The 23083-nt window shown below is 38.4% G+C and carries 23 protein-coding genes; 16 read left to right on the forward strand and 7 right to left on the reverse strand.

Annotated elements, in window-relative coordinates:
- The first annotated feature begins 14 nt into the window (after positions 1-14).
- The 4 genes from LT090_RS04395 (at position 15) to LT090_RS04410 (ending at position 5465) form a co-directional block, all read left to right on the forward strand.
- Positions 15-1106: an efflux RND transporter periplasmic adaptor subunit gene (locus tag LT090_RS04395; protein ID WP_068546014.1), complete on the forward strand. Its 1092-nt coding sequence runs from the start codon at positions 15-17 to the stop codon at positions 1104-1106.
- A complete protein-coding gene (locus LT090_RS04400) occupies positions 1106-4189 on the forward strand; it encodes an efflux RND transporter permease subunit (protein ID WP_068546013.1) in 3084 nt (1027 codons plus the stop codon). Before LT090_RS04395 ends, LT090_RS04400 begins: the two co-directional genes overlap by 1 nt.
- A 307-nt stretch (positions 4190-4496) precedes the next feature.
- Complete coding sequence (locus LT090_RS04405) at positions 4497-4742, forward strand: hypothetical protein (protein ID WP_068546012.1); 246 nt, start codon at positions 4497-4499, stop codon at positions 4740-4742.
- Positions 4743-4895: 153 nt separating this feature from the next.
- On the forward strand, positions 4896-5465 hold the full coding sequence (locus LT090_RS04410) for a hypothetical protein (protein ID WP_068546011.1): 570 nt from the start codon (positions 4896-4898) through the stop codon (positions 5463-5465).
- 75 nt (positions 5466-5540) lie between these two features.
- Here LT090_RS04410 and LT090_RS17000 read toward each other — a convergent pair whose 3' ends face one another.
- A complete protein-coding gene (locus tag LT090_RS17000) occupies positions 5541-5684 on the reverse strand; it encodes a hypothetical protein (RefSeq protein ID WP_157726661.1) in 144 nt (47 codons plus the stop codon).
- A 243-nt stretch (positions 5685-5927) separates the two neighbouring features.
- The gene (locus tag LT090_RS04415) at positions 5928-6971 is read right to left on the reverse strand and encodes an IS110 family RNA-guided transposase (protein ID WP_068547699.1); all 1044 of its coding nucleotides are present in this window, start codon (positions 6969-6971) and stop codon (positions 5928-5930) included.
- Positions 6972-7163: 192 nt separating this feature from the next.
- Between LT090_RS04415 and LT090_RS04420 the strand changes: the two genes are divergently transcribed.
- Together LT090_RS04420 and LT090_RS04425 are read left to right on the forward strand one after the other, a co-directional pair.
- Positions 7164-7397, forward strand: a complete 234-nt coding sequence (locus LT090_RS04420) for a hypothetical protein (RefSeq protein ID WP_068546717.1) — start codon at positions 7164-7166, stop codon at positions 7395-7397.
- A gap of 133 nt (positions 7398-7530) precedes the next feature.
- On the forward strand, positions 7531-7932 hold the full coding sequence (locus LT090_RS04425; RefSeq protein WP_068546718.1) for a GFA family protein: 402 nt from the start codon (positions 7531-7533) through the stop codon (positions 7930-7932).
- A gap of 141 nt (positions 7933-8073) precedes the next feature.
- Here LT090_RS04425 and LT090_RS04430 read toward each other — a convergent pair whose 3' ends face one another.
- On the reverse strand, positions 8074-9243 hold the full coding sequence (locus LT090_RS04430; protein WP_068546719.1) for a chorismate mutase: 1170 nt from the start codon (positions 9241-9243) through the stop codon (positions 8074-8076).
- A 166-nt stretch (positions 9244-9409) separates the two neighbouring features.
- On the opposite strand from LT090_RS04430, the gene LT090_RS04435 reads away from it, so the two are divergent.
- From LT090_RS04435 to LT090_RS04455, 5 genes are all read left to right on the forward strand, one after another.
- On the forward strand, positions 9410-9961 hold the full coding sequence (locus tag LT090_RS04435) for a DUF2058 domain-containing protein (protein ID WP_068546720.1): 552 nt from the start codon (positions 9410-9412) through the stop codon (positions 9959-9961).
- A gap of 135 nt (positions 9962-10096) precedes the next feature.
- Positions 10097-10462, forward strand: a complete 366-nt coding sequence (locus LT090_RS04440; protein WP_068546721.1) for a glutaredoxin family protein — start codon at positions 10097-10099, stop codon at positions 10460-10462.
- Positions 10463-10658: 196 nt separating this feature from the next.
- On the forward strand, positions 10659-11657 hold the full coding sequence (gene msrP / locus LT090_RS04445; RefSeq protein ID WP_068546722.1) for a protein-methionine-sulfoxide reductase catalytic subunit MsrP: 999 nt from the start codon (positions 10659-10661) through the stop codon (positions 11655-11657).
- Positions 11658-11678: 21 nt separating this feature from the next.
- A complete protein-coding gene (gene msrQ, locus LT090_RS04450; RefSeq protein WP_068546723.1) occupies positions 11679-12281 on the forward strand; it encodes a protein-methionine-sulfoxide reductase heme-binding subunit MsrQ in 603 nt (200 codons plus the stop codon).
- Positions 12282-12329: 48 nt separating this feature from the next.
- On the forward strand, positions 12330-13199 hold the full coding sequence (locus LT090_RS04455; RefSeq protein WP_068546724.1) for an RluA family pseudouridine synthase: 870 nt from the start codon (positions 12330-12332) through the stop codon (positions 13197-13199).
- Here the strand turns inward: LT090_RS04455 and megL are convergent.
- Positions 13192-14424, reverse strand: coding sequence for a methionine gamma-lyase (megL, locus tag LT090_RS04460; RefSeq protein WP_068546725.1), 1233 nt, complete (start codon positions 14422-14424; stop codon positions 13192-13194). The genes LT090_RS04455 and megL overlap by 8 nt on opposite strands.
- A gap of 290 nt (positions 14425-14714) precedes the next feature.
- On the opposite strand from megL, the gene LT090_RS04465 reads away from it, so the two are divergent.
- Complete coding sequence (locus LT090_RS04465) at positions 14715-16256, forward strand: sigma 54-interacting transcriptional regulator (RefSeq protein WP_068546726.1); 1542 nt, start codon at positions 14715-14717, stop codon at positions 16254-16256.
- A 108-nt stretch (positions 16257-16364) separates the two neighbouring features.
- On the opposite strand, the gene LT090_RS04470 is transcribed toward LT090_RS04465, so the two are convergent.
- A complete protein-coding gene (locus tag LT090_RS04470; protein WP_068546727.1) occupies positions 16365-16853 on the reverse strand; it encodes an FKBP-type peptidyl-prolyl cis-trans isomerase in 489 nt (162 codons plus the stop codon).
- A 28-nt stretch (positions 16854-16881) separates the two neighbouring features.
- Positions 16882-17850: a tRNA-modifying protein YgfZ gene (ygfZ, locus tag LT090_RS04475; protein ID WP_068546728.1), complete on the reverse strand. Its 969-nt coding sequence runs from the start codon at positions 17848-17850 to the stop codon at positions 16882-16884.
- A gap of 310 nt (positions 17851-18160) precedes the next feature.
- Here ygfZ and LT090_RS04480 point away from each other — a divergent pair, with 310 nt between their 5' ends.
- On the forward strand, positions 18161-18412 hold the full coding sequence (locus tag LT090_RS04480; RefSeq protein ID WP_068546729.1) for an FAD assembly factor SdhE: 252 nt from the start codon (positions 18161-18163) through the stop codon (positions 18410-18412).
- A gap of 534 nt (positions 18413-18946) precedes the next feature.
- On the opposite strand, the gene nadB is transcribed toward LT090_RS04480, so the two are convergent.
- Positions 18947-20554 (reverse strand): L-aspartate oxidase, encoded by a 1608-nt coding sequence (nadB, locus tag LT090_RS04490; RefSeq protein ID WP_068546730.1) that lies wholly within the window; start codon positions 20552-20554, stop codon positions 18947-18949.
- A gap of 304 nt (positions 20555-20858) precedes the next feature.
- Here nadB and rpoE point away from each other — a divergent pair, with 304 nt between their 5' ends.
- The 3 genes from rpoE (at position 20859) to LT090_RS04505 (ending at position 23076) form a co-directional block, all read left to right on the forward strand.
- Positions 20859-21437 (forward strand): RNA polymerase sigma factor RpoE, encoded by a 579-nt coding sequence (rpoE, locus tag LT090_RS04495; RefSeq protein ID WP_068546731.1) that lies wholly within the window; start codon positions 20859-20861, stop codon positions 21435-21437.
- Between the two features lie 78 nt (positions 21438-21515).
- Complete coding sequence (locus LT090_RS04500) at positions 21516-22097, forward strand: sigma-E factor negative regulatory protein (protein WP_068546732.1); 582 nt, start codon at positions 21516-21518, stop codon at positions 22095-22097.
- Positions 22087-23076, forward strand: coding sequence for a MucB/RseB C-terminal domain-containing protein (locus tag LT090_RS04505; protein WP_068546733.1), 990 nt, complete (start codon positions 22087-22089; stop codon positions 23074-23076). Before LT090_RS04500 ends, LT090_RS04505 begins: the two co-directional genes overlap by 11 nt.
- The last annotated feature ends 7 nt before the right edge of the window (positions 23077-23083 follow it).

A 23083-nucleotide genomic window follows, 5' to 3' on the forward strand; every position in this document is an offset into this window, starting at 1 on the left:
CAAGTTGTGATTTCATGGAAAACAGTAAAAGCTCTCGCTTACCTTTAATTTTGCTTTCAGCAGTTCTAATAGCATTATTAGCCTATTTAAATTGGCCTCAAGAACAATCAAATTATCAACGACAGGCTCGTGTCGTTTCAGTCAAAGTAGCAGCGGTTAAATTTGCCGAGTTTAGTGATGAATTTGAAGCTTTAGGTACCACGACTGCAAATGAACAAGTAACCATTACCGCTCAATATAGCGATATAGTTGAAACGTTATCTTTTGATGATGGTGATACGGTTAAAAAAGGCGATATATTAGTTGAATTTGCAAAGGCGCAAGAACAGGCAAAAGTGAATGAACTTGAAGCAAATTTGGAAGTTTCGGTTACTCAACTTAAACGTTTGAAAGAGCTGTCAAACCAAAAAGTTGGTTCTATAGCACAAACTGAAGAGCAACAAGCCAAGGTTCGCTCAATTCGCGCTCAATTAATGAGTGCACAAGCTGTTCTCGATAATTTAACCATTAGAGCCCCTTTTGATGGTCAACTTGGTTTTCGCCAAGTGAGTGTTGGCGAGTTTGTCAATAACGGTGAGGAAATTACTATCTTAGATGATATATCTGTAGTGAAAGTTGATTTTGCTATTCCTGAACGTTTTATTACGACCGTGACAAAAGGGCAGAAAGTTAGTGCCACGAATGTTGCCTATCCTGGAAAACAGTTTATTGGTGAAATTACCAGTATTGCTACTCGAATAGACGCTAATACTCGTACCATTCAAGTAAGAGCTAAGATTAATAATGCTGACAAATACCTTCGCCCTGGTATGTTAATGAGCATTTTATTGCAGCGTAATGTTGAAGAAACATTGCAGTTACCAGAAAGTGGCATTATTCCTTTTGAAGACCGACATTTTGTGTTTGTTGTTGAGGATGGTGTAGCCAAGCGAGTGGATGTTGTGATTGGTCGCAGAAAGCCAGGTTTGGTTGAAGTTAAATCAGGCGTTTTAGAAGGTACTCCGGTTGTTATTGAAGGCGCTCTGAAGCTTAGAGAAGGTTCTGCGGTATCTATAATTGGTTCAAATACTGCTAGCCAAGATGACCAAACGAAAGGTAAATCATAATGATTTTATCGGACTTATCAGTAAAAAGACCGGTTTTTGCGACGGTATTAAATTTACTCATAGTAACCTTCGGTATTGTTGCGTTCTTATTGTTGCCTTTACGTGAATACCCAGATACAGATAAACCTGTTATCACTGTTTCGACTTCATACCCCGGTGCATCATCTGCGATTGTAGAGTCGAAAATAACTAAGCTTCTCGAAGATAAAATCAGTGGTATTGAAGGTGTTAAGAGTATTGATTCAACCTCACGAGATGGTCGTTCTAGAATTTCTATCGAATTCGAAATGGGCCGTGATATTGATGCTGCAGCGAATGATGTAAGAGAAAAAATATCTTCTGAAATGCGTCGATTGCCAGAACAAGCAACACCACCAGAAATCCAAAAAGCTAACGATGATGGTGATGTTATTGTTTGGTTTACCTTACAAAGCGAAGTTTTTAATACACTTGAACTTACCGATTATGCAAATCGTTATATTACAGACCGCTTCGCTGTTGTAAACGGTGTTGCCGAAGTTATGGTCGGCGGTGGGCGAGAATATGCAATGAAAATCGTATTGAATCGTCAAGCGATGGCTGCTCGTGGCATCACTGTTACCGATATTGAAAATACCTTACGTGCGGAAAATGTGGAATTGCCTGCAGGTGAAATCGAGTCAGTGACTCGTGACTTTAGTGTTCGGGTGGCACGCAGTTATAAGACAGAGCATGATTTTGGCGCAATGGTAATAGCTCGAGGAGAAAATAACTCATTAGTGCGACTATCCGATATTGCCGATGTGTCAGTAACTGCAAAAGATGATGAAAGCATGTTTCGTGGTTACGGTCGAAATATGGTTGGCTTAGGTATCATCAAGCAATCAACAGCCAATACTATTGATGTGGTAAAAGCCGCGCAACAAGAAATGGAAGAAATCAAAAGTGCATTACCTGCCGGTACCACTATTATTCCAAGTTATGATTCTTCTGTATTTATCAAAGACTCTATTGATGAAGTATACCGAACCTTAGGTGTTGCTATGTTGATGGTAGTCCTAGTGATATACCTATTTTTAGGAAATATCAAAGCGACCATTATTCCAGCGGTTACGGTACCGGTTGCACTGATCGGCTCGATGATTGCGTTAAGTGCGTTAGGCTTTTCAATTAACTTATTAACGTTATTAGCCTTGGTTTTAGCCATCGGCTTGGTGGTAGATGACTCAATAGTTGTATTGGAAAATATTTATCGTCGAATAGAAAATGGTGAAAAACCACTTGCTGCCGCTTATAACGGCGGTAGAGAAGTAGCGTTTGCCGTTATTGCAACGACTGTTGTGTTGGTATCAGTGTTTGTGCCACTTATCTTTATGGAAGGTGATGTTGGCCGACTGTTTACTGAATTTGCACTTGCCATTGCTGCTGCGGTTATATTTTCAAGTGTAACGGCGTTAAGTTTGACGCCAATGATGTGTTCAAAGTTACTGAAACATCGTAAACGTAGTTCATCGTTTGGCCAGCTTTTAGATCGTAATTTTGCTCGCTTAGAAGAGTCCTATAAAAATACCTTATCGTCGGTAATAAAACAGCCACTCATGTTAGTCGTTGTTATGCTTCTATCAATCGCTTGTATCGTAACCATATTTGATAAATTGCCGAATGAATTTGCCCCTAAAGAAGATCGAGGCGGTGCTTTCTTAATTATGAGTGGTGCTGAAGGTGCAAGTTATGAAAGTAATGCAAAGTCGATGCTACAGATCGAAGAAAAATTACTTAATCATTATGAAGACGGAACGTTAGAACGAGTACTTGTGCGTGTACCAGGGTTTAGAGGTACAGGTGGTATTGCAATCATAGGCTTACCGCCTTGGGACCAACGAGAAACTTCAACCCAAGACTTTATCAACGGCTTTAATCGTGAACTTGGTTCAGTAACAGACGCTCGGGCATTTGTGATGAGCCGTGGTGGTTTAGGTGGTCGCAGTGGTGGTGGGCGACCAATTTCATTCGTATTACAAGGAAATACTTATGAAGAACTAGCACAATGGCGTGATATCGTTTTAGCAAAAGCTGCAGAAAATCCAGACATCATTGGTTTAGAGGCGGATTACTTGGAAACCTCTCCGCAATTGATGGTTAATATTGATCGTGCCCGAGCATCAGACCTGGGTGTATCGGTTGGTGATATTGGGTTAACCTTAGAAACAATGCTAGGTAATCGCAGAGTTACCACTTACATCGATAACGGTGAAGAATACGACGTAATTCTAGAAGGTAATGAAGAAGATTATCGAAGTCCAAGTAGTATTGATAATATTTATGTGCGTTCAAAAGCCACTAACGAATTAATACCTTTATCAAATTTAATAAATTTTGAAGAGGGGGCTCGTGCAACTCAATTGAGTCGCTATAATCGACTGCGCAGTATTACTCTAAATGGTAACGTCAGTGAAAATTACACTTTAGGTGAAGCACTTGAGTTTTTGAATAATGTGGTAAAAGAAGAGCTACCAGTAGAGGCCAATGTCGATTATAAAGGCCAATCGGAGAAACTGCAGGAAAGCGGAAGCTCGATGCTGTTGGTATTTGGCTTAGCGTTATTAATCACATATTTGGTACTAGCTGCGCAGTTTGAAAGTTTTATTCACCCATTTGTGATCATGCTTACTGTACCGCTGGCATTAGTTGGTGCATTGGCAGGCCTCTATATTATGAATATGAGTCTTAATATTTATAGTCAAATTGGTATTGTAATGTTGATTGGTTTAGCGGCTAAAAACGGTATCTTAATCGTTGAGTTTGCTAACCAGTTACGAGATGCAGGTGAAAGCTTTAGCGATGCAATTATTAAGGGCGCACAACAACGTTTACGTCCAATTGTAATGACTTCATTCACTACCATATTTAGTGCTGTGCCGTTAGTTATTGCTATTGGACCAGGTGCTGAGAGCCGAATGGTTATTGGTGTAGTTATTGTTTCTGGAGTAGCCTTGGCAACATTGTTTACCTTGTTTGTTGTACCTGGCGCATATTACTGGTTATGTCGCGGAACAAAGTCACCAGATTTTATTGCCAAACAAGTTGAAGCTGACATTAAATAGATATCAAGCATCGAAATTTAAATTGCTGTATTTGCGGCAATTTAATTGCTTAACGCAAAGCTAATAAAAAACACTAGATTATCTAGTGTTTTTTTATTTGTTTACTAAGATAAAATCCCGTATTTGCGCAAACAAACGTAGCAACAAAAAATCGGACAAATGTATCTACACACATAGCATTTTGTTTTGCATCGAATTAATGTTAACTTATTGAAATAAATTTAAAAACTAAACGTTTAACTGCAAATAGAGATGACGGAAAAAGCGTTTTAATAAGCTGTTATGTATTTCTTTAGAATGGAATCAAATGTCAGAAAATAGTAATCAAAATCAGATAAGACCTTTATTTCGTATTATTACAGGAGCCTTATTCTTATTTGGTTTATACGGCTTATATTTAGTTGCATCTGTTCATTATAAATTAATAATTAGTTCAGGCTTTGAGCTTATTTTTCTTTTTTCTGGTGCTTTAAGTTTAATGGCTTTTATTGTTTGGGTTTATCTATCTGGCTACGTTACATTAAATGGCAGACTACCAATTAAGCGTAAATGAGAATAGTGTAAAAACACATAACAAGGCGCTCAAGCAGGACGCAAAACACTTGGCTTGCGTTCGTGCCTCACTAATTTTAGCCAAGTATTTTTCGCCTCTTAGCTAGGCGTTATGTTTAATTCAAACTATGCATATATTTTTTAAAGGGTTGATTTGACTTCATTAACAAGCAACGAAAAAGGGACTGGAAATATTTTTTGCTATATTTCCTATGTTTTATCAATATTAATTCTAATTTCAATATGCAACTCTTTACTTAACGGTGAGGTAAAACCTGCCTTTATATTTATACCCTTTTTGCTTTTCTGTCTGGTTATTTATTTAATAGGATACTTTCTCAACAAAAAGTTTAATCGCTTAGGAAAAACACCTTTAACTGTTAGCGCCTCTCTAATTCCAAAAGGCGTAAAACAACACGCTTCAATATTTGTAAATCAAAGCAACTTTAACCGTATCAAAAATGTTCAATTAAAATGTTTGTACACTAAATATTCTACGTCTGGTGGTACAGTGCTGCCGCATGTTCTTTTTGAGAAAAATATCCCCATTGATTCAGAGTTTGTTTGTGGTACTACAACATTAAGTTTTGAATTTGAAATCCCTAAGGATATGCCTAGCTCTAATGATGATACGCCAAAAATTAACATAGATTGGGAGTTGTCGTTTAAGTTTATAGATGGATTAGAAGAAGTATCTAGAACTTGGACTATTCATGTAAAATAAACATAACACATATGAGCCTTTTCCTGTCAAATAAGCACTAGAAATTCTGTGGTTGCGTAGCAGCCACCTCTTATATCAATTAGCAAAAACGTCTGCTTCGTTCTGTCGCTTTGCAATTAAATCATCGTTTACTGCAAACACATATTGAGGCTCTCTTAATGTGATCTCATCACTGCCTATCATTCCATCCTCCTTGGTGAAAATAGGGGCACTAGACATTCTTCGGTTAACCTTTGACTAGCACTATTCAAGCAAAGTGATTCAAACGTTCAGTTAGTTTCAGGCTTAGCTAAGGTGTAAACGATTTTGCTTATTGTTTGTATGCGCACCAATGGCGTGTCTAATCAAGCAATATGGGCTTGGACAACTTGGCATAATCATCATCAAATAGTGATTAAACGACGATGATAGTTCATGCTCTTAACCAGCGAGTTAGGCTTTAGGCTCACGCCATTGTGCGACTTAACCTTTTAAAAATTTATCTTCATCAAATACCGTTTTGTTTTTCAGCATGTAATACACACAACGACCTATTTTATGCGCTAACGCAGAGAGTGCTTTGCCTTTGCTCATGCGTTTTTGCAGTTTGCTTAGATGGTTTTTCGCTCTATCGTTACCGCGCAGATACAGAACCGCGGCTTCGCTAAATGCCCACTTTAGATAGCCATTTCCAATCTTATTGCCGCTAGTACCATAAATTTTACCTGCTGACTCGGCTTTACACTTTACGAGTCGACTATAAGAGGCAAAGTTTTGAACGGATTCAAATCGGCAAATCTCACCAATTTCATAAAGAATGGTTAACCCAAGAATTTGTCCGATACCAGGAAAGGTGCGTATTAATGATAAATAACAACCGTGGTGCTCTTTCGCTTGTTTTTCGATAAACCATTCTACTTTCTTTAACTCTTTTGCATAGCAATCAAGTAACACCATATCCAGCTCGATGGTTCGCTGAATAACAGGGTCCTCGTAATGGTGTTTTAAGCCTTCTCTGGCTGATATATTTTTCAGATTGAGTGCTTGAGACGGTAAATTATATTGGCTGTCGGTATTAACGACATGTGCTTTTAAATCAGCACCGTGCCTAACAACATGAGTTCGTCGTCTGAGTAAGTCGCGAGTTGCACGCATTCTTGAAGGGTAAACGTAAGCAAGAGGGAAGTTACCGCCACGCATTAAACAGGCAATTTTATAAGAATCTATTTTGTCGTTTTTGGCTTTCCCACCATGAATAGCTTTCATATAAAGTGCATGGCCTAGAATAAAATCAATACTATATTCTTCACACCAATCACTAACCCAATACCAGCAATGCATACATTCAACACCAACAACGACATGGCCAATGTAAGGTTTTAGTAAATTTAATAGTTGTTGCTTATCTGCTTTAATCTGTTGATGTAAAACAGTTTTTCCTTCATTATCAATAATGCACACGTACAAAATACGTGAATGAAGATCGATCCCACAATAAAAAGGGTGAGAATTAGTATAGAATTTCATTGAGTGTTCTCCTTTTGGTTTGGTCGCCTTGAAGTCTAGTTTATCGCTAGACTTCGGGGAGAAGGCTCAATAAGTATCAAGTTGCTTAAGTTGGACTCGTAACGGTTGGCTCAGTTCCGTTTCGTTTCACATTTTAGCAAGCTTTTATCAGTCCCTTATGCGGGCGTTATAATACTAGGAATAATATATTAAATGGAAGAAATAGTTGAAGGGTTCGGAAAGGCTTTTTTTCGGGTTGTAAAATGGATTTTGGTTGATGCATTTGTCGAGACTTTTTTACATGGCTATGGTTATGTCACACTTAAAATAATCACCCTTGGTAAGTACCCGCAACCTAATCGCGACAATGAAACTTTGTGTATAGTAACTGGTTTAATATCTGTTGGTGTTACAGTTGCTTTGCTTATTTTGTTTGGCTTAATATAGTCTTATAAGAAGCCATTTAAGCAGGACGAAAACAGTTAGCTTTTGTTCGTGCCTCATTATTTGAGCTAACTATTTTTAGCCTCTTCATGAGGCATTAGCTGCCAAGCTTATATCGACTATTTTAGAGGTATTGATGACTGTAGGAATGTGTAATTGTGGGGAAGTAGCATTTGAAATCACAAACCCAATTAAAAATGTTTATTATTGTCACTGTTCAATTTGCCGGAGAAATACAGGAGCGAATGGTATTGCGGTGGTAGTCACTGACAATGAAAGTTTTCGCTGGATTAAAGGTGAAAAATATATTAAAACGTGGATAAAACCCAATCATGACTGGGAAACAAGTTTTTGTACTAATTGTGGGTCTAATTTACCAGGTAAAAATGATGATTCTAGAATGTATATCCCCGCTGGTAGTCTGCCAGATGAGAATGAAAACTTAAAAGTTGCTCATCACATTTGGGTCGGCTCAAAAGCTAACTGGGACGAAATAGGTGAGCAAGGTGTACAGCATATGGAAGCGCTCAGTGATTAATATTGAAATATGCTACTAACAACACTTTAAGTGATACGTTTAAAGCTTGACTCTTCGGGTTTGGCTCATCTCACTTTGCACACAAGTATAGCCAAGCTTAGTCCCGCCTCATAACAAAGCGTTGTGTATACTTAATAACTACTATTTCACGGGTACATTCGTTGGCTTGATTTGTTCTGTTGCATAACAACCAAGCACTTTTATAAAGCGCGTCAGCTCGGTTAATTTGCTAAGACATTCTTGCATTTCCGCTGATTTGAGGTTGGCTTCTAAATCAATATAAAACATTTCTTCCCAAGGGCGTCCTTGGATCGGTCGAGATTCCAATTTAGTCATGTTTATGCCGTAATCTTTTAAAATCACTAAACATTCCACTAATGCGCCTGGTGTTTGTCCTGTTGCCAAAATTAAAGTGGTTTTAGCTGGAATTTGCACTGCGACATCGACAGGCTTTCGCGCAACCAAAATAAAGCGGCTGTGATTCTCTGCTTGATTAGCAATACTTTTCGTTAAAGGTAGTAGATCGTAGAGTTTACCGCCTTCTTCGGAACCTATTACCGCAACATTGGCTGATTGAAGTTCAAGTGCTTTATGCATTGCTTGTGCGCTAGAATCACAGTATTCAATGCGAATGCCATCTTGTTTATTTAAGAAGTTACTGCATTGTTGAACCGGCTGTGCATGGGCAAAAATGGTATCAATATCTTCAAGTTTGGTATTCACTGCTGTAAGTAAACAATGATCAATTGGTTGCGATAACTCGCCCACGATTGATAAGTTGGTATTTTGCAAGAGGTCATAGACTTCATTGATACTACCTGAACTTGTATTTTCTATCGGTAGCATGCCGTAATCTACGGTGCCTGATTCTACCTGCTGTAAAATTTCAGCAAAACTATCACAGCCAAATTCAATGATTTCTTCGGCACGTCGAGAGAAATAGCGATAACTTGCTAAGTAACTATATGAACCTTTATCTCCTAAAAACGCTACGCTGACCGTTGGTGTTTTAATGTTTGGGTTTTTAAGTTGCTGCAAATAAGCCTGTTGATTTAAAACCGAGTCTTCAATAATGGTTTGAAAAATATTAGTAACGTAATGCGCATCTAGGCCTTTTTCTTTGCCAATACTGATGAGACGAACTAGTAGCTCTTGTTCTCTTTGTTGGTCACGAACCGGTCGCACCTGATGTGCCTTACTTTTAGCAACATTTAGAGTCAAAGAACGACGCTGTGCAAAAAGGCTTAGTAATTCTTGATCGAGATCGGTAATTTGCTGACGAATAACATTTAAATCAAGACTATCTTTCACATTTTTCTCCGGGATTATTAACTCGACTATGTCGTCTTTGAGACAATGACTAGGGCTAAATTGTTGGCTTTATAAAATTCTATGACTAAATGTATGGGGCAGGCTAAAAACTGTCAATCTTTTCTGTTAAAATACCGTCAATTACTCACAATTAGGACCAAGTTTCATGTCTTCATTACAAGATCAGTTATTAAAAGCTGGTTTATCGACAAAACAAAAGGCACGTCAAGCCAATAGTGATAAACGTCGAAAGAACAAACAAAAGCGCAGCGGTGTAAAAGTTGAAGCATCATTGCAAGAAGTAGTAAAACAAGATTTAGCAGCGCAACAAGCTGAAAAAGCGGCAAAAGATAAAGCTTTAAACGAAGAAAAGAAACAGCAACTTGCGGCAAAAGAATTACATAATCGTATCGTACAAATCCTTACTCATCATCATATTAAAAACACCGATGGTGATATTGAATATAAGTACACCGATAATGGCACTGTGAAAAAGCTTTTTATCGATGCGAAAACTCAACGTGCATTGATTAATGGTATTCTTGCTATTTGTGCCATCGATGGTACGAGTTATCTAGTAACTAACGAAACAGCTGAAAAAATCGAAACATTAGATGCTAGCGCTGTTTTATTAAGTAACGACAAAGTGGTTGATGAGCAAATTGATGAAGATGATCCTTATGCAGATTATCAGATCCCTGATGACTTAATGTGGTAATACCAACCACTAACCAGCATAAATATCTGCTCATTTTGATTGGTATTTACAAAAAATGTTTATGGAGGTCATAATTACGCCGTAATAGCGTGTAATTATCGTCCTATTTTAATTTATTTATATTCGGAAGCACAAATGTTCATAATTAGATTTATCCTTGGTCAAATCATCTTATTGATTAACTTTTTAACGATGCCAAGATCAGTAAAACGCAATGTTGAAGCTCAACAAAGTATTGACTTAACAACGGCTAAGTTTAGCTTGTATCAATTACCAGCATGCCCGTTTTGCGTCAAAGTTCGCAGAACCATTAAACGGGAAAACTTAAATATTGAACTACGCAATATTAAACAACAAACTAACTTAGATGAGTTAGTTGAGCATGGTGGAAAACGCACTGTACCATGCCTTCGCATTGAACAAGAAGATGGCTCTAGCAAGTGGATGTACGAATCTAAAGAGATTGTTGCCTACTTAAATCAAGTTGCTAATCCTGCCTAGAATCAACAACTTTTGAAGATTTACAAAAACCGAATAATGTCATTATTCGGTTTTTTTTGTGAGTTAATTTAGGTAAGTTTGACGTTGTATATCTATCAAAAAATAAAATAGAAATTTATTTGCTGGATCTTCTGTCTATTATTTATAGCAGCAACATAGAAAAGTCACTATTGGCTATTAGTGCTAAAGGAAAGTTATGATTAAGATAAAGCGCAGTTATGATTTAAGCGAAAACCAAGTTACCGATGAGTCGGTATACAATAATCGACGTCAGTTTATTAAACAAATGGGCTTTGTTGGCGCAGGTGCTTTATTAAGCTCTGATCTTTTAGCCGCTAAAATCGCTCATGCTAGATCCGCTGACGAATATAATCGAAAACCAATTACCTATTCAGCCTCAGCGAATAAAAGTTTAGATAAGCTCACCCCTGAGAATAAGGTTATTACTCATAATAATTTTTATGAATTTGGATCTCAAAAAGATCAACCTGCCAAACTTGCAAAGGACTTTAACCCTGATCCTTGGCAATTAAAGATAAGTGGAGAGTGTGAAAAACCGTATACCTTAGATTATCAGGATTTATTCACCAGTTTTGACATTGAAGAACGAATTTACCGATTGCGCTGTGTAGAAGCGTGGTCAATGGTTATACCGTGGCAAGGCTTTGAATTAGCCAATTTAATTAAGAAAGCAATGCCAACTTCTAAAGCTAAGTATGTAGCATTTAAAACCCTATACGATCCAAAACGCATGCCAGGACAAAAGAGTCGCTATCTAGGCGGAGGTATTAAATACCCTTACGTCGAAGGTTTGCGTATTGATGAAGCAATGAATCCATTAACACTGATGTCTGTAGGTCTTTATGGTAAAACATTAGCAGGACAAAACGGTGCACCGGTTCGTCTTGTTGTACCATGGAAATATGGCTTCAAAAGCATAAAGTCTATTGTTGAAATTAAATTGGTCGAACGCATGCCAGATACTACTTGGAATATATTGGCACCGAATGAATATGGTTTCTATGCTAATGTGAATCCTGAAGTTGATCATCCTCGTTGGTCCCAAGCAAGTGAGCGCCGACTTACTGGTGGTGGCTTATTTTCACGTAATCGTATTGATACTAAGCTATTCAATGGTTATGGCGAACAAGTTGCTGATATGTATCAGGGGATGAATTTAGTTAAAAATTACTAAGAATTTAACAAAGCTACATATATGAAACTTACCCAATCTGATATAGTAATTCTGTGTAAAACATTGATTCATTGTTTAGCACTTGGTTTTTTAAGTGTTTATTACTATTTGGCGATAATCGATCAACTTGGTGGAGACCCAGTAGAAGCGATAATTCACTTTACCGGTATTGGTGCCTTGAATTTACTGTTAATTACCTTGCTTGTATCGCCTGTTGCGAAACGGTTGAAACAATCTTGGTTAATGCAGTGTCGACGTTTATTAGGGTTATACGCGTTTGTTTATGCACTGTGTCATTTAGCTAACTTTATTTTCTTTGAATTACAGTTTGATTTTTCCTTGTTGGTTGCTGAAATCATAGAGCGGCCTTATATCACTGTGGGCATGGCTGCGTTTGTGATCATTTTATTGCTCGCCCTTACTTCTCCGAAAATAGTGCAACGTAAAATGAAACGTAACTGGCAGAAGTTACATAACTTCAATTACATACTTGTGGTTTTGGTATGCATTCACTTCTATTGGTCGGTTAAGTCTGAGATTATCGAGCCATCAATTTACATTATTGTAAGCGCATTTTTACTGTATTTACGCCGAGATAAAATCAAGCGTTGGTTAAAACCTTAATCCTTGCTAAAGTTCTATCATTAACTCAATGTTCCCTCAAACGAGAATATGGACGAACCCCAGACAGTGCGAGAAATTCACCTAAACATTACTGATGGCGATAAAAATGTCGTGGCTTTGTTGAGTGACGCTGCTAAATTATCTCATCAAGAGATCAAGCAAGCGATGCAAAAAGGCTGTGTTTGGCATACACGCAACAAACACACACAACGTTTGCGTCGAAGTAAAAAGGCGCTAAATATCGGTGATGAAATCCATATGTATCATAACCCCGATATTTTAAATCAGTCTGTTCAAGCGGCGCAATTATTGAAAGACGAGGGCGATTACAGCGTCTGGTATAAGCCTTATGGTATGTTGTGCCAAGGTTCAAAATGGAGCGATCATACAACCATTAATCGATTCGTTGGAACCAACTTAAAACCGCAGCGTCCGGCGTTTTTAGTGCACAGATTAGATAGAGCAACTACCGGTGTTATGGTAATTGCCCATAGTAAACACAAAGCGCGTTTTTTAGCGCAAGCGTTCGAGCAGCGTCAGACTGAAAAATACTATCAAGCTATTGTTCATGGTAAATTTGAGCACAGCGAAAACCCGTTAACGATTGACTTGGATATTGATAGCAAGAAAGCCGTTAGCCATGTGCGCCTGATTAGTTTTGATATGAACGCCAATTGTTCTTTAGTTGAAGTGAAAATAGACACTGGCAGAAAACACCAAATCCGAAAACACCTTGCTGCAATCGACTTTCCCATTGTTGGTGACCGTTTGCATGGCATCGCCGATAACGATGAAGAAAAAGATCTACAGTTATGTGCAATCAACTTAACCGTACCGAGTGAAAATAGCTCTGAACCGATATCTTATCGCTTACCAGAGCAATTTTGCTTACAACTTGATGACGCTAACATTAACTAAAATTCACCACCTTATTGGATTGCGAGGCAGGGCGATTGACAGACCTGATTGAATTAAGCGCCTGCTCTAAATCACTAATAATGTCATTTACATTTTCTAATCCAACGGAAATTCGAATAAGGCCATCGCTAATGCCTGCGTCTAATCGTTCTTCTTGGCTATAAGGTGAATGCGTCATTGAAGCAGGGTGCTGAATAAGTGACTCAGCGTCGCCTAAGCTCACGGCGATACTAAATAATTTCATTTGGTTAATCAGTTTAGCGCCATCATTAATATCTCCCTTAATTTCAAATGCAATGACGCCACCAGCGTCGCGCATTTGTTTGCCGATATACTTGTAGCCGCTATGAGTTTTTAAACCAGGGTAGAATACCTGGCTTACAAGTGCATGGCTTTGCAAATACTCTGCAACAACTTGTGCGCTTTGACAGTGTCGTTCCATGCGAATTGGCAATGTTTTCATACCTCGTAATATTAACCAAGCGTCATGTGGGCTTATGGTTGCACCGATGTCTTTTAATACCGTGAGTTTTATGTGATTGATCATCTCTGCGCTACCACAAACAATGCCTGCAACAACGTCACCATGGCCATTTAAATATTTAGTCGCACTATGAATGACAATATCGATATCAAACTCTACTGGTCGCTGCAGAATTGGTGTTAAAAAGGTATTATCGACAATTGAAATAAGGTTATGTTCTTTACTTATTTTACCTATCATTTCCAAATCAATGACGACTAAATTAGGGTTTATTGGCGTTTCGAGAAAAATCACTTTTGTATTTGCTTGCAGCGCTGCTTCAATATTTTTAATATCACTCATGTCGACAAAACTTACTTCAACACCAAACCGTGTTAATTGATGGGCCATTAAGGCATATGAACAACCATAAACGGCTTTCGATGCGATTAAATGATCACCCGCTGACAAGTTTGCCATTAAGGCGGCCGACACTGCTGCCATACCTGTCGCAGTGGCTGCTGCATCTTCCATACCTTCTAAAGCTGCCATTCGTTGTTCAAGTTGGCGGGTCGTTGGGTTACCTAAACGGGTATATATATATCCTTCTTGATCACCAGAAAACCTATCTGCTCCTTGTTTCGCATTATCGAATATAAACGTCGATGTTTGATATAGCGGCGTTGCTAGCGAACCAAATTGCTCGTCGTTAATACGACCTGCATGAATTGCCTGAGTGTCGATGTGGCTGTTATCTTTCATAGTAGACTCTTTATTAATTAATTTTATTCGGTGAGTAATTACTGAATAATAAGCAAGTCTCTTGCCATCTATTAAGTTGTTATTTATCAATAACTTAATCTTTTTCCTCTAATTGTTGTGTAATATTTTTATTACGTATTGAGTGTCGAATGATTAAAAATGCGAATAAAAAATACTAGTTGCCATTAAAGTCGTGTTATTTTACTTGGTGTAATAAATATATTACGATGTACAAAATATATTACGGTGTATGATGTGCTATTTACTAATAGCCTTTAATAGGAAAAGTAATGAGACTCGAAATTTCGACACAAGATAGGGTTGGAATGACACAAGAAATTCTTGCGGTCTTTGCTCATCATCGCTGGGATATTTCAGCGATGGAGGTGAGTCAATATCATGTATACCTGCAGCTACCAAATAAACAAATCGAAGTATCTGAAATCGCCACTAAGCTAAACTCAGTGAGTGGTGTTGAAGCGATAAAGGTTATTGAGTTGCTTCCAGGTGAGCGCAAATCTCAACAGCTCGAAGTTCTTTTGGCTAAGATACCAGAGCCGATCATAGATATAGATAAAAATGGCTTTATTCTTACTGCTAACCTAACCGCCTGTGATGCATTAAATATGGATGCAAACGAGGTTATAGGGAAACCGTTAAATCATTTTATTAAGCAACGATTGCGTATTTACTTAAGTGGTCAAGCCGCAACGCAAGAAGTCACTTTCGCTAGCAAGCAATATTACGCTGACATTACCCCGATAAAATCTGTAGGCGCTAATGACGGGGCTATAAACGGCGCGATTATCGTACTACGTAGCTTAGAAAATGTTGGGCGACATTTGTCACATTATCAAACTGGGCATTCTCACGGGTTCGATTCTATCATTGGAACATCACCAGCCATTGAACAGCTTAAGCAACAAACGAAACGTTTCGCTAGTTTAGAGCTACCCGTACTTATTACTGGTGAGACAGGGACCGGGAAGGAGCTTTTAGCACAAGCCTTGCATGATAATGGTAATCGTTCGGGCAAACCTTTCTTAGCAATTAATTGTGCATCGTTACCAGAGCATTTACTCGAGTCTGAATTATTTGGTTATGAATCTGGTGCATTTACCGGTGCTCGCAGTGCCGGTAAGCCAGGCTTATTTGAGCTTGCTGATGGCGGTACAATATTCTTAGATGAGATTGCTGAAATGCCAGTGTATTTGCAGGCAAAATTACTTCGCTTTCTCGAAGATTATAAATTGCGCCGTTTAGGCGGACTTACCGATAGAAAAGTCGATATAAGAATTATTAGTGCAACCCATCAACCGCTCGTTGAAAAAGTACAGGCAAAGCTTTTTCGAGAAGATCTATATTATCGGTTAAACGTATTAAATTTGCAGTTGCCATCATTAAAACACCGCAAAGAAGACATCCCGTTGCTGACGGCCCACTTTATTTCCAATGCAGCGAAACAGGTAAATTTGCAGCATGTAAACTTGTCACCAGAGGCGTTACAGAAAATTATTGATTATGCATGGCCCGGTAATGTTAGGCAGTTACAAAACATTCTTTTTCGCGTCGTAGCATTGGCACAAACTGACGAAATTTCAGCGGAAGAAGTGGAATTTGATGATAAAGCCATTATTGACTTTCAGAATAATGAGCTGAACTCGATTGATGGCTTAAACTGGCAACAAGCGCAGCAACAATTTGAGCAAACGCTATTACGCAGTTTGTATCCTTTGTACCCATCGACGAGAAAGTTAGCTCAACGTTTGCAGGTATCTCATAATAAAATTGCGATGAAGCTTCGCCAATATGACATAGTCGCCACCGTCTAACATAGCGGCTGAGAATAATTAAACTGGATTTATTGAGGCAATAATCAGCGAAAAAAAGCACATAACAAAAATGTTATGTGCTTATTATAATAGAAAGATATTTAGATATTAGTGGTTATGACCACATCCGCCTTCACCGTGCACATGGCCGTGTTGAATCTCTTCTTCGGTCGCATCACGCACTTCTAAGATTTCAACTTCAAATTTTAAATCGATACCCGCTAAAGGATGATTACCATCAACAGTAATTTCATCTTCATCAACACCTATAACGATCACTGTTTGTTCACCTTCATCTGTTTGAGCACGCAATTGCATGCCAACATCTAAGTCTTCAATACCTTGAAACATTTCTTTTGGAACAGTTTGTACAAAGCCGTCGTGTCGTTCGCCGTAACCGTCTGCTGCAGCAACGTCAGCGACAAATTTATCGCCCACTTTTTTACCATTTAATTCGCTTTCTAATCCAGGGATCAAGAAACCATTGCCATGGATAAACGCAAGTGGCTTGTGATCGTAAGAGCTGTCGATTAGGTTTTCTTCGCTGTCCATTACGGCGTAGTGCATTACGACAACTTTGTTATTTTCAATATTCATATATTTTCCAAGAGGTAGTTAAAATGTTTTACTCTGCTTCAAGAGAATAAGGTAATGATAGCAAATTAAATTCAATATCTGGATTATCTTTTAGACGCAGCACTGCGTCTTCTTCGGTGTCATTTGCAAGTACTGCTTGAAGATAAACTTCACCGTCATCGCTTACGTAATGACAAATTATTTCACCGCCGCGGCGCCAATTTTCTCCGACTTGCTTTTCTAGTGTAGACAAACTGTTAGGGGTTTCGTTGGTGTTCGATTTTAACGCAAACAGCGCTTTCTTGTTTTTACCTAAGTATTTCATTCGAGCAACTGTTTCTTGCCCGAGGTAACAGCCTTTAGTAAAGCTGATGCCATTCAAGTGTTGCATATTTAACATTTGCGGTACGTATTCGCGAATGCTATTTTCGCCTAAGTGTGGAAAACCTGATTGTATTTCATTAAGGACCCAAACCTCGCTTGTGTATATATCTAACGTAAGAGACGATGACAGTTCTTCAATTTCCTCATCGCTGGCGATAACAAGATAAAAATCTTTAACACCAGAGATATAGGCAATTGAAACACCTCCTTGACTTACTACAGGTGTAAACGAGTCAGGTAAAGCCTGGTATCGTTGTTTTAAAGTATCTTCTGATTCACTGCCCGTTAATGCTAAAAAGCTCACTTCAGCCGCTGTGATTTCAACTTTGGCGAAGACTCCAAATTTTTGCAGTTCTTTCATTGAAGCTTGCATCGCATCCGTTGCCGAAATTAATAAATTAGCATTATTGTGACGTATTAAACGAAATGATGAAAACAGCTTTCCCTTAGCATCACAATGACTACCGTTAAGTAATGGTTTAACTTTTAACTGCTCAAGGTCACAGGTTAATTGACCTTGCAGGTAAGAGTCTTGTTCTTCACCTACCACACTAATAGCAGAAATATTATCTACTTTAATAGCGTAGCTTTGTGGCAGATTGACAGCATTTGGTAAGGCACTTTTAAGATTCATATTATTCTACTATGTTTTAGTATGCGTGTTTGAATATACGGTGTTAGGCATATGATTTTAGCTATAAACAATAAGTAGGGGCGAACTGCTAAAAGATCAAGTGCCAAGCTTAAATATATTTCACTATTAAATCGTGATTCGTATGGAAGTTAATAGCAGCCTTAAAAATGAAGTATTAGTTATTGTATTTGTCGCCCTAAATTTCTTGAACAGTAATAAAACTACAGTGCAAAGTTGCTAATAAACTTGCTAGTCAGCAAGGATTTGAACGGTTACAATAACGTTTTTTAATAACTCTATTGGAAGATTAATGTCGGTTTCTAATTATAAAGCAAGAATACGTTGGGCTTGTCGTCGCGGTATGCTCGAACTCGATGTGTTATTTATGCCATTTGTTGATGAAGTATGGGATAGTTTAACTGACAAACAAAAAGCAATTTTCGAGAGATTACTAGAAGGTGACGATCCTGAACTTTTTGCTTGGTTTATGGGGCATGAGGAATGCAAGGATGAAGAACTCAACACTATGGTGCAGCTTATACTCAACCGAGTTAAAGTATAACCTTCGTTTAACCAAATCGTTAGATGCCAACAGAGTTCCGTTAATACTTTCGGGGCTCAGTTTCTTTGCTTTTATCCTAATCTTTTTTAATCTCAGTTTAGACCTATCCTATTTTAAACTATTGGCAATTGCCATTATTAGCGCTTCGGCGATTTATTTGTTGTGTTTACAATTTGATTTAACAGGGAGGCAGTTCAGTGACAAGGCGATACTGCTCTCATCGGCAGGAGTGTTAAGTTTGGCGAGCGTTCGACACTATAAGTTATTGCCTAGTTCGCAAGTGATGCCGTTTGTATGTCGACTTGATTTAACCGCGGTCAATGATATCGCTATTGCTGCAAACTGTGTTTCTGCAGAACCGGTGAAGAGTGAAAGAGTGATTAAATTTATCTTTAAAGATTCGCTATCTGAACAAAATTTTCGGCGGCTTTGTCGTATAATTAGTTCGACTCAAAGAGGGGCGTAACAGCTAAGAGGTAGGAATCAATTAGCTATTCTTTTTAACCACTATTATTTCTAATCGTTATTATTTACTTATGACTTCTCATTATGCTCAGGCTTAATGAGTATGGTTGGCTTGGTTTTTTCAAGCTGTTCAGGGTAATCAAGGGTGTAATGTAAACCTCGACTTTCTTTTCGCTCAAGGGCACTAAGAATGATAAGCTCAGCGACTTGCACTAAATTACGTAGCTCTAATAAGTTATTACTGACTTTAAAGTGTCTGTAATATTCTTGTATTTCGGACTGCAATAAATGAACTCGATTAAGTGCTCTTTGCAAACGTTTAGTGGTTCTAACAATGCCAACATAATCCCACATAAATAATCTTAATTCGTGCCAGTTATGTTGAATGACAACTTCTTCATCTGAATCGGTTACTCGTGATTCATCCCAATTTGGAATGCGGATAATTTTTTGTTTGCTGTCTATCGTGTCAATGATGTGTTTCGCTGCCGAGCGAGCATAAACAAAACATTCCAGCAATGAGTTACTTGCCATACGGTTCGCACCATGTAGACCAGTGTAACTTACTTCACCTATGGCATATAAATTAGCAAGGTCGGTTTCTCCATTTTCACTAACCATAACACCGCCACAAGTATAATGTGCGGCAGGCACAACCGGTAAAGGCTCCTTGGTCATATCAATGCCAAGCTTACTCGTTTTTTCATAAATGGTCGGGAAATGTTGTTTGATAAAGTCTGCATCTTTGTGGCTAATATCAAGAAACATACAGTCGGCACCCAATCGTTTCATCTCAAAATCGATAGCGCGAGCGACAACGTCGCGAGGTGCTAGTTCAGCTCGTTCATCAAATTCGGGCATAAATCGACTGCCATCAGGACGGCGTAATATCGCACCTTCACCACGTAACGCTTCGGTTAATAAAAACGTACCAGCTTGAGGATGGAAAAGGCAAGTAGGATGAAATTGGTTGAACTCCATGTTCGCCACGCGACAACCGGCACGCCACGCCATTGCAATGCCGTCGCCACTAGCAATATCTGGATTAGAAGTATATTGATAAACTTTACTGGCTCCGCCTGTGGCAAGTATTGTTTTCTTGGCATGGACGGCTTCAACTTTTTCGCTGTTTCGATTCCAAACATAAGCGCCGATACAGCGCTCGTTGCTTTGATCAGTTGACTTAATTAAGTCGATAACATTAAAGCGTTCAAATACTCGTATACGACTGTGCTGTTTTACCCGTTGTGCAAGTGTTGTTTGCACAGCTCGTCCGGTAGCATCGGCGGCGTGCAATATGCGACGATGACTGTGCCCGCCTTCGCGGGTTAAGTGAAACTTTGTTTCACCTTGATTATCTGTCTCTTGATCAAAGTTAACGCCTTGAGAAATCAACCATTGCATCGACTCTTTGGCATTTTCGGCGGTGAAACGCACAACATCTTCATCGCAAAGGCCATTGCCAGCAACTAAAGTGTCCTCAACATGAGCATCGATTGAATCATTTTCATCAAATACTGCGGCAATACCGCCTTGCGCATAATAGGTAGAGCCTTCATTGATTGATGCCTTGCTAAGGATGATAACATCGGCATAATTTGCTAGCTTTAATGCTAACGTTAAACCCGCCGCACCACTACCAACAATCATTACATCACAATTATGTTGCTTCTTCATAAGAGGTAGAAACTCAGTTAATCTTTGAATAGTTAGTGAACATCTGTAAATCACATAGTTCGATAATATGAGAATTTTAACTTACTTTTAGGTGAATACCAATGTAGAGTCACTAAACTATTATATAGACTATAGTTTTACTACTTTGAGTAAGTGGTTTGTTGATAAATATTGCTATTTTTTAAGTTATTTTTATTTTTTTTAGCTTTTCGCGAACTTTTTAGATAATGCCTAGTCCTATCTTATGTGTTTGCCCTGAGTTGTTTGAAAAAAATAAAGTTTTTGTCTAGGAGTATCGGCTCGAATGAGCAAGCAAAATGTTGATCAGATGTTGGTGGAACAGGTGCAAAAGGGTGATAAAGAAGCCTTTAACCTGTTAGTAAAAAAGTATCAGCAAAAAGTAATGAATTTAGTATCGCGCTATGTCAAAAACCAAGCAGATGTTGCAGATGTCACTCAAGAAGCGTTTATTAAAGCGTATCGGGCTCTTGCTAATTTTAGAGGTGACAGTGCGTTCTATACCTGGCTGTATCGAATCGCGGTAAATACCGCAAAAAATCATTTAATGGCGAGCTCAAGGAAGCCACCCGGTAGTGATATTGAAGTTGAAGATGCAGAGTTTTATGATAGCGGAGAGGCGTTGCGTGAAAACGCATCACCAGAACGATTATTATTAACCGACGAAATTCGTCAAATGGTCTTCGATACAATCGAACAGTTACCCCAAGAATTGCGTACGGCAATTAACCTGAGGGAACTAGAAGGCTTGAGTTATGAAGAAATTGCTACGGTAATGGACTGCCCTGTAGGTACGGTAAGATCGCGTATTTTTAGAGCGCGAGATGCCGTAGATAAGAAAATAAGGCCTCTTTTACAGAAGTAGTAAAAGGCCGGGTATAAATTGGTAAATGTATAATTTTAATAATAACAGCAGAATAATCTCGTTGTGTGAGTAACAAATATGAATGAAAAGAAGTTCGAACAACTATCGTCATTAGTTGATGATCAAGATCATAATGTCGCTTTGTTGAAAGATGTAAAGCAAAACGATGAACTTAGTGATGCTTATGGTCGATATCATCTAATTGGCGATATAATGCGTGATGAACGCAGTGATTTCGCTAATATAGATTTAAGCGTAAATATAGCCGAAGCTATTGCGCAAGAACCAACCGTATTTGCTCCTAAAATGAGTAATTCAGTTGTTAATCGAGTTAAGGCTAAGGTCGTAAATTTTGTTAAGCCTGTAGGGCAAATGGCAATTGCTGCTTCTGCTGCTGGATTAATGGTTTTAGGTGTACAGCAAGCTAATACAGATGATGGTGAACAAATGGTACCATCACAAGTATGGCAACCTCTACCAGTGGCCGGTTTTGCTGACCCTGTTAGTTATAACTTCCCTCAACAAAGTGAATCTGATTCACGTAAAGTGATGATTGAGCGCCAGCAACGCATGCAAAGTCTATTAGCTGACCATGAAATGCAAATTAAACTAAAAGCAAAAGGCAAAGCTGAGCAAATTAAGCAACCGAATGAACAATAAAATCCTCTCTGTGATACTGATAATTTCGTTATTGTCAGTATCTTTTTTATCTTCTGCGGAAGAAAATACTCAACCGCAATTAGATACTCCTGCAGTTAAAGCAACCGAGAAGCAATGGTTAATGAGACTTTCTCATGCAATGAGAACATTAAACTTTAATACTTCTTTCGTTGTTGTCCGTAATAATCGAGCCGAACCTTATCGTTGGGTGCATGGCAATATTGAAGAACAAGAGCTTGAATTAATCACGCTATTGAACGGTCCTCGCAACGAAGCAATACGAGTAAATAATAAAGTCAGTTACTTGGAACCGAATAAACCTCCTTTTTCGGTCACAAGTGAGCACATTAGTGGACCAATTCCTCCTGCATTATTTGGCGATATCGAAAAATTGAGCTTGAGCTATGATTTTGTACAAGTGGGAAAAAACAGAATTCTAGGTCGTCCTGCTACACTGATTCGTTTACAGTCTAAAGATAAACAACGCCATGGTTATTGGTTATGGCTCGATATTGAAAGTGGTTTGCTTTTAAAAATTGCTATTATTTCGCGAAAAGGTGAAATTTTAGAACAAATTCAATTTACTGATCTTCAAATCAGTGAGCAACCAAATGAAGTCTTAACTCAATTGGTTGGTGCAAATGTGCCTATGCCATTAACAGACGTTGAGCAGCAACCGGCGTTAAATTGGAAAGTAAATTGGTTGCCTCAGGGCTTTGAACAAATTACTGCCAATAGACAAATCATTGGTGGCACGGCAATACCAACAGAATCTTTATTGTTTAACGATGGATTAGTTGATGTTTCAATTTATGTAAATGCAAGTAATGAAGCACCAAGGCAGCCACATTTAAATCAAACAGGCGCTACTGTGTTATTATCGATGCTAAAAGGTGGATTTGAAATTACCGTTGTTGGTAAAATCCCCGCAAATACAGCGATGACAATAGCTGAGTCAGTCGTATTTACGAATCCTTAAGTTAAGG

The organism is Thalassotalea crassostreae (assembly GCF_001831495.1).
Taxonomy (GTDB): Bacteria; Pseudomonadota; Gammaproteobacteria; order Enterobacterales; family Alteromonadaceae; genus Thalassotalea_A; species Thalassotalea_A crassostreae.